The following is a 13,925-nucleotide window of genomic DNA, read 5'->3' on the forward strand; positions in this document are numbered from 1 at the left end:
AGCACATGAGTGAAGGCACCGACCTCAAGGAACTGAAGCGCCGCATGGACGGCGCCATTGCTGCATTCAAGAGCGACATCGCCTCGCTGCGCACCGGGCGCGCATCCGCCAACATTCTCGATCCGGTAACGGTTGAAGCCTATGGCTCGCGCATGCCGCTGAACCAGGTCGCCAACATCACTGTGCCCGAGCCGCGCATGCTGACCGTCTCCGTCTGGGACAAGGCGATGGTCGGGGCTGTAGAGCGGTCGATCCGGGAATCCAATCTCGGCCTCAACCCGATCGTCGATGGACAAAATCTGCGCATCCCGTTGCCGGAACTCAACGAAGAGCGCCGTCGCTCGCTGGTCAAGGTCGCCCATGAATATGCCGAGAAGGCGAAGGTGGCGATTCGCCATGTCCGCCGTGATGGCATGGATGGTCTCAAAAAGGCCGAAAAGGACGGTGTAATCGGGCAAGACGAAAGCCGTGCCCAGTCCGAGCGTGTACAGAAGATGACGGATGATACGATTTCCGACATCGACCGCTTGCTCGCCGAGAAAGAAAAGGAAATCATGCAGGTCTAATTGTAGGCTAGAGCATCCCGCTTTCGATCAGCAAATATTGAAAGCGGCGAGGGTGCGCTAGATTTATAAGCCTAGAGCATTTCCTGCCGAACGAAACCGGATCCATATGTCAATTCCCACCTTCTCTGCGATACCCAATCACGTTGCCATCATCATGGATGGCAACGGACGCTGGGCCAATGCGCGCGGCCTGCCGCGCACCATGGGGCACCGTAAGGGCGTGGAGGCGGTGCGCGAGACGGTGAGGGCGGCCGGTGATGTCGGTGTAAAATACTTGACACTCTTTGCCTTCTCCTCGGAGAACTGGCGCCGTCCCGAGACAGAGGTGAGCGATCTTCTTGGTCTGCTCAAAGCCTTCATCCGGCGGGACCTTGCGGAGTTGCATCGCCAGAACGTCCGCATTCGGGTGATCGGCGATCGCTACAACTTGCGCAGCGATATCCTGCCGTTGTTGATCGAGGCCGAAGAGACCACCAGGAACAATACCGCCCTGACGCTGGTCATTGCCTTCAACTATGGCTCGCGCGACGAAATCGCTCGCGCAGTTGTCAGTCTCGCCAAGGATGTCGAAGCCGGACGACTGCGCCCGCAGGATATCCGCCCCGAATTGATCGATGCACGGCTGGATACCGCCGGGATACCCGATCCCGATCTCATCATTCGGACCAGCGGTGAGGAGCGGCTGTCGAATTTTCTGCTGTGGCAGGCCGCCTATTCGGAATTCATGTTCATACCGGAATACTGGCCGGACTTCAGCCGCGACCTTTTCTTCTCCGCGCTGGAGAAGTATGCCGCGCGCGACCGGCGGTTTGGTGGCCTTTCCGCAAAGCAGGCCGCGGCCGTGGGGTCCTGATGAGCCGTGAACTCAGACTGCGCATTATTTCCGGCATCATTCTTGCCGGGGTGGTTCTGGCTGCCACGTGGTATGGCGGTCTGAGCTTTCGTGTCCTGGCGGCGGCGATCGGTTTGCTTGTCTATTACGAATGGTCGACGATAACGGATCTGCATGGCCGAGATCCCCAGGGCAATGCACTCGGCTGGCTCGGCCTGGTGCTGATAGCCGGCGCGACGCTTGCGGGAGAATCGGTCTACTCACTCGAGGTGTTGGTCGTCTTCGTTGCAATTGCGGCCGTCATGGTCGCCATGCGCCGCAAAAGTTGGTGGCTGCCTGGCGGAATATTCTATGCGGGATTGACGGCCATAACCCTCGCCGAGATCCGCGACGATGACCTGCGCGGCTTCGTGCTGATGCTGTTCATCTTCGCCACTGTTTGGGCGACGGATATTTTCGCCTATTTCGTCGGCCGCGCCATCAAAGGACCGAAGCTTGCCCCACGCATATCGCCGGGCAAGACCTGGTCGGGGGCGATTGGTGGTGCTATCGCCGCCGTTATTGCCGGGACGGCGGTCGTCTGGAGCTTTTTCTCTGCGGAAGGTTTATGGATTCCCGTGCTCGCGCTTTTACTGTCGATTTGCAGCCAGATCGGTGATTTGTTCGAGTCTTTCGTCAAGCGCCGTTTCACAGTGAAAGACTCAAGTCATCTCATCCCCGGGCATGGCGGTGTCATGGATCGGGTCGATGGACTAATTTTTGCTTGTTTTGCAGCGTTTTTGTTGGCTATCGTAATATCGCTGACAATGAGCGGCGAGACCATGTCACTGGGCGGCGTGCTGCTCGGTGTCTGAAATCAACGCGAACAGGATCGTTGCATGGGTAGCGCGGCAGGCATCATCGGCTTCTTGACGAACAACGTCATCACGTTTGTTTTCGTGCTGTCATTGCTCGTTTTTGTGCATGAGATGGGCCATTATCTGGTCGGGCGTTGGTCCGGCATCCGTATCATGGCCTTTTCGCTCGGTTTCGGTCCGGAAATCGCCGGCTTTACCGACCGCCATGGCACCCGCTGGAAACTGTCGATCATTCCCCTTGGCGGCTATGTCCGTTTCTTCGGCGATGAGGACGCATCGAGCAAGACCGATGTCGATCAACTCGCGGCCATGACGGAGGAGGATCGTGCCCGATCCTTCGCCGGCGCTAAGCTCTGGAAGCGGGCCGCAACCGTGGCGGCCGGTCCGATCGCCAATTTCATTCTCGCCATCGCGATCTTTGCCGTGCTCTTCAGCGTTTATGGTCGCACTGTCGCCGATCCGGTTGTCGCCATGGTCACGCGCGACGGCGCCGCTGCTGATGCCGGGATTGAACCCGGCGACCGTCTCGTCGCAATCGATGGCACGAAGGTTTCGACTTTCGACGAGGTGCAGCGCTATGTCGGTCTGCGGCCCGGCCGCAATATCGTGCTGACCGTCGAACGCGACGGTCAGAAACGCGATTTCGGCATTGTGCCGAAACTGGTGGAAGACACGGATCAGTTCGGCAACAAAATGGAGATGGGCCGCATTGGCATCGCCCTCGTCGATCCGCTGGTGACGGCGGTCGCGCCGGGCGGACCGGCGGCCCAGGCGGGCGTAAAGTCCGGCGACCGTCTGATTGCCATCGATGGCAACAATGTCGCAACCTACTACGATATCGCCCGTTACGTCGCCGATCGCCCCGGCAAGAGCCTTGTCTTGACGGTCGAACGCAACGGCCAAACGCGCGATTTGTCGATGGTGCCGGAAACCCTGTCGGCAACCGACGCTTCCGGCAACAAGAAGGATGTCGGTAGCATCGGTATTTCGCCGGTCGACCCGCTCGTTGCTTCGATCGCACCGGGCAGCCCGGCAGAAGCAGCGGGCATCATGATTGGCGACCGTGTCCTGTCCGTGGATGGGCGCAGGATCGAGGCCATCGGTGAGGTGCAGCGTTATGTCGCGTCCCGTCCGGGCAAGACCGTGACGCTGTCAGTCGAGCGCGACGGCAAAACGCTCGACGTCCAGGTGGTGCCGAGGAAGGCGGAGGAACCCGATGCCTTTGGCAACCCGATGGAGATCGGCAGCATCGGTATCACCGACGGCCAGAAGCCGATCAAACTCCGTTATGAGACATATGGTCCGCTCCAGGCGCTGAGCGAAGGCGTCAAGCAGACCGGCAGCATCGTATCCGGTACCTTCGAATATCTCGGCAATGTCATCGGCGGTTACATGAAAGCGGATCAGCTTGGCGGCCCCATCCGGGTCGCACAGCTTTCCGGGCAGATGGCAACTCTGGGTTTTTCGGCGGTGCTTCAGTTCGCCGCCATACTTTCTGTTTCCATTGGGTTATTAAATTTGATGCCGGTGCCGGTACTTGATGGCGGGCACCTGATGTTTTATGCGATTGAAGCCGTAAGGGGAAAACCGCTGGGTGCGCGGGCACAGGATATCGCTTTCCGAATTGGCTTTGCGATGGTGCTGTCACTCATGGTGTTTGCGACTTGGAACGACATCAGCTCCAGGATAGGCTGATGGGGCATTGAAGAGGAAATTACGATTTATTTACGATGTTTCAAAGCTGTAGTGGCGAATGAGCCACTGTTTGAAATGAAGTAAACAGAAATTAACGTGCTCCCTTGCTTGTATGTCAAAAGCGGGTAAAACGACACACGTGGCCGGAATCGGGTTCTCCCGAGGCTGGGGACGACTGATAAAAAGGTAAGAAGTTAAGATGAAGGCTGGTTCAAGATTTTTGAACGCAGTATCGGCGGTAGCGCTGTCTGCTGGTGTTGTTGCGTCGGGCGCTGGTGTTATCACCCTTGCTTCTGTTTCTGTCGCAGAAGCCGCTGTCATACAGAAGATCGACGTCAGGGGAGCTGAGCGCGTTGGTGCAGAGGCTGTCCGGGACAATATCACGATCAAGCCTGGCAAGAGCTTCTCGCCCGCCGATATCGATAATTCGGTAAAGCAGCTCTATGCCACCGGATATTTCTCCGATGTGCATGTGACTGTCTCCGGCAGCACGCTGGTCATTGCTGTTAAGGAAAACCAGTTGATCAACGCGGTGGTCTTCAACGGCAACCACAAGATCAAGGACGACAAGCTGCAGGGGATCGTCCAGACCCATGCCGCTGGTCCTTATAGCGAAAGCCAGATCCAGGCCGATATCAAGACCATCAAGGACGCCTACGCCGCGATCGGCCGTAATGAAGTCCAGGTGACGACGCAGACCGTTCAGGTCGCGCAGGGCCGTGTCAACGTGGCCTTCGTCATCAACGAAGGTGAACGCACCAAGATCGACAAGATCAATTTCACTGGCAACCAGGCTTACAGCAGCGGTCGTCTTGCTTCGGTGATCAGCACCAAGAAGACGAACTTCATGTCGTTCCTGACCCGTAAGGACGTCTATAGCCCCGAGCGCCAGCAGGCCGACCAGGATGCGTTGCGTCAATTCTATTACAATCACGGTTATGCCGATTTCCGCATCGTCAGTGCCGATGCGACGTTGAACGAGCAGACCAACGAATACACGCTGAACTTCAACGTCGATGAAGGTCCGCGCTATACCTATGGCGACATCAACGTCGTTTCGACTGTCGAGGGCATCAATGCCGATGACCTGAAGAGCCTGGTCATCACGCATAAGGGTGATGTCTATAGCGCCAAGGACATTCAGGCCTCGATCGAAAACATTTCCAAGCGCGTTGCGGCTGCGGGCTATCCGTTTGCCCACATTACGCCGCGCGGCAACCGTGACCTCGCGGGCCACACGATTGGCATCGAATATCTGGTTGACCAGGGTGAGCGCGCCTATGTCGAGCGCATCGAGATCCGCGGCAACACACGCACGCGTGACTACGTTATTCGCCGCGAGTTCGATCTCAATGAAGGTGACGCCTTCAACCAGGAAATGATTACCCGCGCCAAGCGCCGTCTCGACGCGCTCGGCTACTTCACCAAGGTCGATATCACCACGGCCCCGGGCAGCGCTCCGGACCGCGTGGTCGTCATCGTCAACGTCGAAGACCAGCCGACCGGTTCGTTCGGTATCGGCGCCGGTTACGCCGTCGGCAACAATGGCGGTCTGCTCCTGGAAGCTTCGGTTGAAGAAAAGAACTTCCTCGGTCGTGGCCAGTACATCCGTCTCGCTGCAGGTGCGGGTACACAGGGTAGCCGTACCTATAACATCTCGTTCACCGAGCCCTATTTCCTCGGCTATCGTCTGGCTGCCGGTTTCGACATCTTCAGGAACCAGACCTCGAGCGACGATAACTACGATTATTCGGAAGAGGGCTTCTCGCTGCGCGTCACCGCGCCGATCACGGAGACCCTCGCCACGACGCTGCGCTACAACTATAAGCGCCTCCAGTACGACGGCACGGGTGATTGGCAGAACAATCTGTCTGCTCCCTATATCAATCTGGTGGAGAATAGCCCCTGGGTTCAGTCGACGGTTTCGCAGACATTCACCTACAATACTCTGGACGACCAGAACCTGCCGCGTGAAGGTATCATCGCCAAGTTCACGCATGAATATGCTGGTCTGGGCGGCGACTCCGACTTCTATAAGCTGAGCGGTAAGGCTCGTTACTATAAGATGATCAGTGACGAGGCCGACATCATCGGCTCGCTGACGGTTGGTGCTGGTTACGTGCTGCCGACGAACGGCAAGCTGAACGTCTTCGATCAGTTCACGATCGGCGGTCGCGAAATCCGCGGTTTCGAGAATGCTGGTATCGGTCCGCGTTCGTCGCATGGCGACCCGCTCGGTGGTACGACCTACTTCACCGCGTCGGCTGAAGCGAGCATGCCGATGCCGGGTGTTCCGCAGGACATCGGTCTGCGTCTCGCAGCCTTTGCCGATGCAGGTACGCTTTATGGCAACAAGGCGGATCTCTTCGGTGACGTATTGCACGACAGCAGCTCGATCCGTGCCTCGCTGGGTGCGGGCGTGATCTGGTCGTCGCCCTTCGGCGTCATCCGTGTTGACTATGCCGTGCCGGTTCTCAAGCAAGACTTCGACAAGACTGAGAATTTCCGGTTTGGCATTGCCAACCAGTTCTGATATCGGCAGCCCAGAACTGCAAGCTTAACACCGTTCTGGAGCTGGTGCTTATGGAACATACTGGTTTTTTCCCGCCCCATGATGGCGTCAGCCTCCGTGCGCTGGCCGAGCATCTTGGGGCGGAGCTTGTTGATGAGGCTTTTGCCGGTGTCATCATCAAGTCCATCGCCCCCGTTTACCGGGCCGGCGAAGGCGAGGTTTGCTATATTCTTTCTCGCAAAAATCGGGCGGAATTGGAGACCTGTCGGGCTTCGGCGATCATTTGTCTGCCGGCGTTGAAGTCTTTCGTTCCCGCGCATATCCCGGTTCTGCTTTCCAAAAAGCCACATACGGATTTCGCATTGGCGGGTGCTTTGCTGCATCCGCAAGCCATGCGTCCCGTTGCGCTGACTTCGACCCCGACGTTGATTTCGCCGGCTGCCTTCATCGATCCGAGCGCCAAGCTCGAGGCCGATGTCGGCGTGGAGCCATGCGCAGTCATCGGGGCGGGTGCCGAGATCGGCGAGGGGACGCGCATCGGAGCCGGCGCCATGATCGGACCGGGCGTCAAGATCGGGCGCAATTGCACGATCAGCGGCGGCGCCAGCGTGCTTTGCTCCTATCTCGGTAATGGCGTCATCATCCATAATGGCGCGCGTATCGGCCAGGACGGTTTTGGCTATGCGCCAGGCCCGCGCGGCATGGTGAAGATCGTGCAGATCGGTCGCGTCATCATTCAGGACAACGTCGAGATCGGCGCCAACACGACGATCGATCGTGGCACCATGGATGATACGGTCATCGGCGAAGGTACCAAGATCGACAATCAGGTGCAGATCGGACATAACGTCCGTATCGGCCGCCATTGCGCCATCGTCAGCCAGGTCGGCATAGCTGGCAGCACGGTGATCGGCGACGGTGTGCAGATCGGTGGTCAGGCAGGCCTGAATGGTCATATCCATATTGGCGACGGCGCGCAGATCGGCGCCAAGAGCGGCGTGATGAACAGCATTCCGGCGGGGGAGCGTTATGCTGGCCTTCCGGCACGGCCGCTGTGGGATTTTCTGAGAGAGTCGGCGGAGATCGCAAAACGGTCAGGAGCCAGGGATAAGAAGGACGGGAGTGCGGAGCATGACTGAAGAAGCCAAGACGTCGATGTCGACGGCGGACGTCATCGAAATCATGAAGCTTTTGCCGCATCGCTATCCTTTCCTGATGGTCGATAAGATCATCGAGATCGATAGCGATAATTCCGCGATCGGCATCAAGAACGTCACAGCGAACGAGCCGCAGTTTACCGGCCACTTCCCGGAATCGCCGATCATGCCGGGCGTCCTGCTAATCGAAGGTATGGCGCAGACGGCAGGCGCGATCTGCGCCCGCAAGGACGGAATTGGCGGCAATCTCGTCTATTTCATGACAATCGACAATGCCCGTTTCCGCAAGCCGGTCGTGCCGGGCGACCGTGTTGAATTTCACGTCGTCAAGCTCAAGCAGCGTGGTACGATCTGGAAATTCCACTGCGACGCCAAGGTCGATGGCTCGCTGGTTGCCGAGGCCGATATAGGCGCGATGATCGTACGGAAGGACCAAGAGCAGGCATGAGCAGCATCGCAAAAAGCGCGCGCATTCATAAGCTCGCGGTCGTCGAGGACGGTGCGGTTATCGGCGAGAACGTTGTGGTCGGCCCGTTCTGCCATGTCGGTCCCAAGGTCGTGCTGCATGATGCTGTCGAGCTGCTGACGCATGCGATCGTGACCGGCCGGACGACGATCGGCAAGGGCACGAAGATATTCCCCATGGCGGTGGTCGGCGGCGATCCGCAGAGCGTGCATCACGGCGGCGAAGAGACAACGCTCGACGTTGGCGAGAATTGCACGATCCGCGAAGGCGTGACGATCAATACTGGCACGGCTGACTACGGCGGTAAGACCGTTGTCGGCAACAACAATCTGTTCCTAGCCAATTCGCACGTCGCCCATGATTGCCGTGTCGGCAACAATGTCATCATGTCGAACAATGTCATGCTGGCTGGGCACGTCACGGTCGACGACCGCGCCATTCTCGGCGGCGGCTGCGCGGTGCATCAGTTCACCCGCATCGGCCGGCAGGCCTTTATCGGTGGTCTCTCGGCCGCGAGCTACGACGTGATTCCTTATGGCATGCTGAACGGAAATCCGGGTGTGCTCTCGGGTCTCAACATCGTCGGCATGACCCGTGCTGGAATTGAACGCTCGGTGATCCATACCGTTCGCCGTGCCTACAAAAGCATTTTCGAAGGCGAAGGTTCGATCCGCGACAATGCTGCGGCGATCCGCGATGAATATGCCGATTGCAAGGAAGTGATGGAGATCCTCGATTTCATCGCCGCCGACAGCGATCGCGCGTTGTCGTCGCCCAATCGTGGCAAGAGCTGAGGTGGCCGCGAGCGGTCAAGACCAAAAGGGCAGGCTGGCGATTATCGCGGGCAGTGGCTTTTTGCCCGCCTATGTTGCAGACGCCGCGCGCCAGGCAGGCGAAAATCCCGTTGTTGTCGCACTGACGGATGAAGCGGATCGGGACTGGTCCGCATTCGATCATGCCAATCTCGGCGTCGGCAATTTTGCCGGTTTGGAGGCCGTGTTCCGCCGCTATGGCGTCGACCGGGTCGTGATGTCTGGCGGCGTTTCGCGCCGCCCGGCCTGGCGCGATGTGCGGCCGACCTGGCGCGTCATCGGGGAGTTGCCCTCCACCATCCGCACCCTTCTTTCCGGCGGCGACAATGCCGTGCTGCAGATGGTGATCCGCCTGATCGAGGCTGGCGGCGTCCGGGTCGTTGGCGCACATGAGATCGCGCCGGATCTGCTGGCGACCACTGGGCCACTTGGTCGTTTCTCGCCGTCGGAAGAGGATCTGCGCGATATCGCGCAGGGTGCGAAAGCAGCCGATGCCCTCGGGCTTCTTGATGTCGGGCAGGGCGCCGTCAGTGTCGGCGGGCGTGTCGTGGCCCTAGAAGGCGCCGAGGGCACGGACAAGATGATCGAGCGTGTCGCGAGTTTAAGGGCCGAGGGTCGCATATCGAAACGTCGCCGAGGCGTATTGGTCAAGCTTTGCAAGCCGCAGCAGGATGTACGCGCCGACCTGCCGTCGATCGGGGTTTCGACGGTCCTCAACGCCAAAAAGGCTGGCCTTGCCGGCGTCGCCGTCGAGGCGGGCAGGGCGCTGGTGCTCGAGCGCGAGGCGGTTATTGCGGCGGCGGACGAAGCTGGGCTTTTCGTCTGCGGCATAGACCGTGGCCTCTCCGCGGAGGGCTTTATGTGAGTAGCGCGCCCTTGAAACTCGCTGTGGTCGCCGGCGAAGTCTCCGGCGATCTGCTAGGCGGTGATCTCGTCGCGGCATTGAAACAACGTTACGATGGTCCCGTGGAACTGATCGGCGTTGGTGGCGATGCTCTGGAGGCGCAGGGCTTGCATTCGCTTTTCGATTATTCCGAACTGTCGATCATGGGTTTTGCGCAGGTCATCAAGCGACTGCCGAAGCTGCTTGCCCGCATCCGCCAGACGGCGGACGCCATTATCGCGGCCAAGCCCGATGTGCTTTTGATCATCGATAGCCCGGATTTCACCCATCGTGTCGCCAAGAAGGTGCGCGCGGCGCTGCCGGACCTTTCGATCGTCGATTATGTCTGCCCAAGCGTATGGGCATGGAAGGAGTATCGCGCGCAGAAAATGCTCGCCTATGTCGATCACGTGCTGGCAATTCTGCCATTCGAGCCGGCGGCGATGCAGCGGCTATCGGGGCCGGCGACGACCTATGTCGGCCATCGTCTGACGGTGGACGCGAGCCTGGTCGAGACCCGTCGCCGGCGCGCGCTTCGCACCATGAGCGGGCCTGATGGCGAGAAGACAATCCTGCTCTTGCCCGGCTCGCGCTCCTCGGAAATCCGTCAGCTTCTACCGGTTTTCGAGCAGGCGGTGCAGGAATTTAGCCGGCGAAACGAACGCGTTCGTTATGTGTTGCCTACCGTTCCGCGACAAGAGGCGTTAGTGCGTTCCCTGCTTGAAAATTGGAGTGTAAAGCCGGAAGTCTACGTAGGCCAGGATGCGAAGTGGAACGCTTTTCGGGAGGCCGATGCCGCGATGGCGGCTTCCGGCACAGTGGTCCTGGAATTGGGGCTTGCCGGTGTTCCCGTCGTCTCGACCTATAAGACCGAGTGGCTGGCGCGATTTGTGATGTCGCGCATCAAGACCTGGACAGCGGCTTTGCCGAACCTGATTGCCGACTATGCGGTCGTGCCCGAGCTGATCAACGATGTGCTGCGACCCGGCCTGCTGGCGCGCTACATGGAGCGCTTGTCCAACGATACGACGGAGCTGGCAGCCATGCTCCAGGGTTATGATCTGGTCTGGCAGCGAATGCAGACCGAAGAGCCACCCGGCGAAAAGGCGGCGGCGATCGTTCTCGATGTCTTGTCAAAGAAAAAACCCGGCCATTTCTGACCGGGTTTTTTGTTGGCTTACTTTTCGGCTTAGCGCTTGGAAACCGGAACGTATTCGCGCTGTCCTGCGCCGATGTAGAGCTGGCGCGGGCGACCGATACGCTGATCGGGATCTTCGATCATCTCGTTCCACTGGGCGATCCAGCCAACGGTGCGGGCAAGAGCGAACAGCACCGTGAACATCGTGGTGGGGAAGCCCAGAGCCTTCAGCGTAATGCCGGAATAGAAATCGACGTTCGGGTAAAGCTTCTTCTCGATGAAATAATCATCGGTCAGTGCGATACGCTCGAGTTCGATCGCGATGTCGAGCAGCGGATCGTCCTTGATGCCGAGTTCGCCGAGAACCTCGTGCGCCGTCTTCTGCATGATCTTGGCGCGCGGGTCGTAGTTCTTGTAGACGCGGTGGCCAAAGCCCATCAGGCGGAACGGATCGTTCTTGTCCTTGGCGCGGGCGATATATTCAGGAATGCGATCGACCGTGCCGATTTCCGTCAGCATGTTCAGCGCAGCTTCATTGGCGCCGCCATGGGCTGGGCCCCAGAGGCAGGCGATGCCGGCAGCGATGCATGCGAACGGATTGGCGCCGGAAGAGCCGGCGAGGCGAACCGTCGAAGTCGAAGCATTCTGCTCGTGATCGGCGTGCAGGATGAAAATGCGGTCCATGGCGCGTGCGAGCACCGGGTTGACCACATATTCCTCGCAAGGGACGGCAAAGCACATGCGCAGGAAGTTCGACGCGTAGTCGAGATCGTTCTTCGGGTAAACGAAGGGCTGGCCGATGTGGTACTTGTAGGCCATGGCGGCAAGCGTCGGCATTTTGGCGATCATGCGCAGGCTCGCAACCATGCGCTGGTGCGGATCGGTGATGTCGGTCGAATCGTGATAGAAAGCCGACAGAGCGCCGACGCAGCCGCACATAACGGCCATCGGATGCGCATCGCGGCGGAAGCCGGTGAAGAAGCGGGACATCTGCTCATGCACCATGGTGTGGTGCACGACGCGATAGTCGAAGTCCTTCTTCTGGGCTGCGGTCGGCAGTTCGCCGTAGAGCAGCAGGTAGCAGACTTCAAGGAAATCGCCGTGTTCAGCAAGCTGTTCGATCGGATAACCGCGATGCAGTAGGACGCCTTCGTCGCCATCAATAAAGGTGATGCTGGATTCGCACGACGCAGTCGAAGTGAAGCCAGGATCATAAGTGAAAGTGGAGGTGTTCTTATAAAGGGCACCAATATCAATGACACTCGGGCCGATGGTTCCGGTTTTCACCGGCAGCTCCACCGTCTTTTCACCCCAAGTTAGTTTCGCGCTTTGTTCCGTCATGCTGATCCTCCAAGATTTGGCGGGATTGACGCCTGAAAAAGCGCCAAAAGGTTAAGCGACTACCGATTAGCTATATGATCCAGAGCCTAATGCCAAGTTATCCTTACGCCTATTTGTGCATTGCGGTATCAACTTTTGGGCACTGCGATAGGCCGATCCGTCCGGTTCGTCCGCAGATTGTCGTCGATTGTTGACGACTGGGTCGATTTCGGTTGAATTCACCGCACGGTGACCGAAAAATCCCGTTATATCTGCAGTTTGCGTCACCGTGGGCGCGAATGCCTAATCTAGAGGCACCGGATCAGCCGGCGGGTAGCCGGGATCTTGCTCCGCTCGCCGTGCGTGGCCGTGGCAAAACGACCGTTATTTTTCGCGCCAAGGCAACCCAACCGCAGGGACGCAAGGCCTGCGCTATGCCCTAAGCCTGTTTTTCGGTCTGGCGCAGGCCAGGCCAACGAAAAAGATTAAAGCCCTCAGCGCGCTGATCGCTGTAACGGCCTACTATCTCATTTCCGGTTTCGGTATAGCGGTGGAACGCGCTTTCACCATGATGGCGATCATTCGGATTCCATCGAAATGGACCTCAGCGCCGACAAACTGGCAGCAAAGACTGTGTTTCAACCTTTGGCGCGGCGTTGAAAATTGCAACGCGCCTATGATTGGCAATCGGGCACGTTTGGAGCGCCGATCGCACCGGTGTCGCCGGTCAGTGATAACGGCGGATGAGGCCGACGAGCTTGCCCTGCACCTTGACGCGATCCGGTCCGAAGATCCGGGTCTCGTAAGCCGGGTTCGCCGCCTCAAGTGCGATCGAGGCACCCTTGCGGCGGAAGCGCTTCAACGTTGCCTCTTCATCATCAACGAGAGCCACAACGATATCGCCGGGGTTGGCTGTCGTGGCGTTACGGATAATCACCGTGTCGCCGTCAAAAATGCCGGCATCGATCATCGAATCGCCCTTGACCTCAAGCGCATAATGTTCGCCGGAACCAAGCATATCGGCTGGAACGGTGATGTCGTGGGTATTGTTCTGGATTGCAGAGATCGGCACACCGGCGGCAATGCGCCCCATGACCGGCACGGAGACGGAGCTGTTATTTTCCTCATTCGTCGGTCTGGCGGGAGCGGGTGGCGGTACCAGCTGCGGCTTGCCAAGGCTGCCCTCGATGACGCTCGGCGAAAAGCCGCGGCGTGGCTGCAGACTTGGACTATAGGCTTCCGGCAGCTTGATGACCTCTAACGCGCGAGCCCGGTTCGGCAGGCGGCGAATGAAGCCGCGCTCTTCCAAAGCGGTGATGAGGCGGTGAATGCCGGATTTGGACGCGAGGTCCAACGCATCCTTCATTTCATCGAAAGATGGCGGGACACCGGACTCCTTCATTCGTTCGTGAATGAAGAGAAGCAGTTCCTGCTGCTTGCGTGTCAACATCGTCTTCGGACCCCAGAATTGAGTAAAGCGTCGTGAAACAAATACAGAACGGACACTATATGTTCCATATGTGTTCCGCAAGCCCTTAAATTTTGGTGAAGGTTTTGTAAGCGCATCAAATAAATGAGAACATAACCGGTCCCAACCGGACGGTTTTTCGGGATATGCATGTGTTAACAAACGGAAATATAAGCAGAATCTGACGCACAGAAATTTTTCTATCGAAAGCCTTATGTC

Annotated in this window: 12 protein-coding genes and 1 pseudogene; 11 read left to right on the forward strand and 2 right to left on the reverse strand. The window is 58.5% G+C overall.

The features are described 5' to 3' along the window. Nucleotides 1–5 precede the first annotated feature (5 nt). From frr to lpxB, 10 genes are all read left to right on the forward strand, one after another. Nucleotides 6–566 (forward strand): ribosome recycling factor, encoded by a 561-nt coding sequence (frr, locus tag PY650_RS19710; RefSeq protein WP_120704081.1) that lies wholly within the window; start codon nucleotides 6–8, stop codon nucleotides 564–566. Nucleotides 567–672: 106 nt separating this feature from the next. Then, nucleotides 673–1,419, forward strand: coding sequence for an isoprenyl transferase (locus PY650_RS19715; protein ID WP_285881223.1), 747 nt, complete (start codon nucleotides 673–675; stop codon nucleotides 1,417–1,419). Beyond that, entirely contained in the window at nucleotides 1,419–2,252 is an 834-nt protein-coding gene (locus PY650_RS19720; RefSeq protein ID WP_285881224.1) for a phosphatidate cytidylyltransferase, read from the forward strand. Before PY650_RS19715 ends, PY650_RS19720 begins: the two co-directional genes overlap by 1 nt. 24 nt (nucleotides 2,253–2,276) lie before the next feature. Then, nucleotides 2,277–3,950 (forward strand): RIP metalloprotease RseP, encoded by a 1,674-nt coding sequence (rseP, locus tag PY650_RS19725; protein ID WP_285881225.1) that lies wholly within the window; start codon nucleotides 2,277–2,279, stop codon nucleotides 3,948–3,950. Nucleotides 3,951–4,149: 199 nt separating this feature from the next. After that, nucleotides 4,150–6,483, forward strand: a complete 2,334-nt coding sequence (bamA, locus tag PY650_RS19730) for an outer membrane protein assembly factor BamA (RefSeq protein WP_285881226.1) — start codon at nucleotides 4,150–4,152, stop codon at nucleotides 6,481–6,483. A 50-nt stretch (nucleotides 6,484–6,533) separates the two neighbouring features. Then, nucleotides 6,534–7,601 carry a UDP-3-O-(3-hydroxymyristoyl)glucosamine N-acyltransferase gene (gene lpxD / locus PY650_RS19735; protein WP_285881227.1) on the forward strand — a complete coding sequence of 356 codons (1,068 nt, stop codon included), beginning with the start codon at nucleotides 6,534–6,536 and terminating at the stop codon, nucleotides 7,599–7,601. Then, nucleotides 7,594–8,067 (forward strand): 3-hydroxyacyl-ACP dehydratase FabZ, encoded by a 474-nt coding sequence (fabZ, locus tag PY650_RS19740; RefSeq protein ID WP_285881228.1) that lies wholly within the window; start codon nucleotides 7,594–7,596, stop codon nucleotides 8,065–8,067. The genes lpxD and fabZ overlap by 8 nt, the downstream gene beginning before the upstream one ends. Further along, nucleotides 8,064–8,879: an acyl-ACP--UDP-N-acetylglucosamine O-acyltransferase gene (gene lpxA / locus PY650_RS19745; protein ID WP_285881229.1), complete on the forward strand. Its 816-nt coding sequence runs from the start codon at nucleotides 8,064–8,066 to the stop codon at nucleotides 8,877–8,879. Before fabZ ends, lpxA begins: the two co-directional genes overlap by 4 nt. Before the next feature lies 1 nt (nucleotide 8,880). After that, entirely contained in the window at nucleotides 8,881–9,762 is an 882-nt protein-coding gene (locus PY650_RS19750) for an LpxI family protein (protein ID WP_285881231.1), read from the forward strand. After that, entirely contained in the window at nucleotides 9,759–10,940 is a 1,182-nt protein-coding gene (lpxB, locus tag PY650_RS19755) for a lipid-A-disaccharide synthase (RefSeq protein WP_285881232.1), read from the forward strand. Before PY650_RS19750 ends, lpxB begins: the two co-directional genes overlap by 4 nt. Before the next feature lie 29 nt (nucleotides 10,941–10,969). Here lpxB and gltA read toward each other — a convergent pair whose 3' ends face one another. After that, a complete protein-coding gene (gene gltA / locus PY650_RS19760) occupies nucleotides 10,970–12,259 on the reverse strand; it encodes a citrate synthase (RefSeq protein ID WP_285867450.1) in 1,290 nt (429 codons plus the stop codon). 403 nt (nucleotides 12,260–12,662) lie between these two features. Here gltA and PY650_RS19765 point away from each other — a divergent pair. After that, a pseudogene (locus PY650_RS19765) lies at nucleotides 12,663–12,827 on the forward strand (ComEC/Rec2 family competence protein); the annotation flags it as partial. A 138-nt stretch (nucleotides 12,828–12,965) separates the two neighbouring features. On the opposite strand, the gene lexA reads toward PY650_RS19765, so the two are convergent. After that, entirely contained in the window at nucleotides 12,966–13,688 is a 723-nt protein-coding gene (lexA, locus tag PY650_RS19770) for a transcriptional repressor LexA (protein WP_285881234.1), read from the reverse strand. Between the last annotated feature and the right edge of the window lie 237 nt (nucleotides 13,689–13,925).

Origin of the sequence: Martinezella calliandrae (assembly GCF_030272695.1) — a bacterium.
Taxonomy (GTDB): domain Bacteria; phylum Pseudomonadota; class Alphaproteobacteria; order Rhizobiales; family Rhizobiaceae; genus Rhizobium; species Rhizobium calliandrae.

Excerpts from the sequence above, each read along its gene's own strand:
- frr (WP_120704081.1), top strand. The coding sequence starts at position 6 with ATGAGTGAAGGCACCGACCTCAAGGAACTGAAGCGCCGCATGGACGGC.
- PY650_RS19715 (WP_285881223.1), top strand. The coding sequence starts at position 673 with ATGTCAATTCCCACCTTCTCTGCGATACCCAATCACGTTGCCATCATC.
- PY650_RS19720 (WP_285881224.1), top strand. The coding sequence starts at position 1,419 with ATGAGCCGTGAACTCAGACTGCGCATTATTTCCGGCATCATTCTTGCC.
- rseP (WP_285881225.1), top strand. The coding sequence starts at position 2,277 with ATGGGTAGCGCGGCAGGCATCATCGGCTTCTTGACGAACAACGTCATC.
- bamA (WP_285881226.1), top strand. The coding sequence starts at position 4,150 with ATGAAGGCTGGTTCAAGATTTTTGAACGCAGTATCGGCGGTAGCGCTG.
- lpxD (WP_285881227.1), top strand. The coding sequence starts at position 6,534 with ATGGAACATACTGGTTTTTTCCCGCCCCATGATGGCGTCAGCCTCCGT.
- fabZ (WP_285881228.1), top strand. The coding sequence starts at position 7,594 with ATGACTGAAGAAGCCAAGACGTCGATGTCGACGGCGGACGTCATCGAA.
- lpxA (WP_285881229.1), top strand. The coding sequence starts at position 8,064 with ATGAGCAGCATCGCAAAAAGCGCGCGCATTCATAAGCTCGCGGTCGTC.
- gltA (WP_285867450.1), bottom strand. The coding sequence starts at position 12,259 with ATGACGGAACAAAGCGCGAAACTAACTTGGGGTGAAAAGACGGTGGAG.
- lexA (WP_285881234.1), bottom strand. The coding sequence starts at position 13,688 with ATGTTGACACGCAAGCAGCAGGAACTGCTTCTCTTCATTCACGAACGA.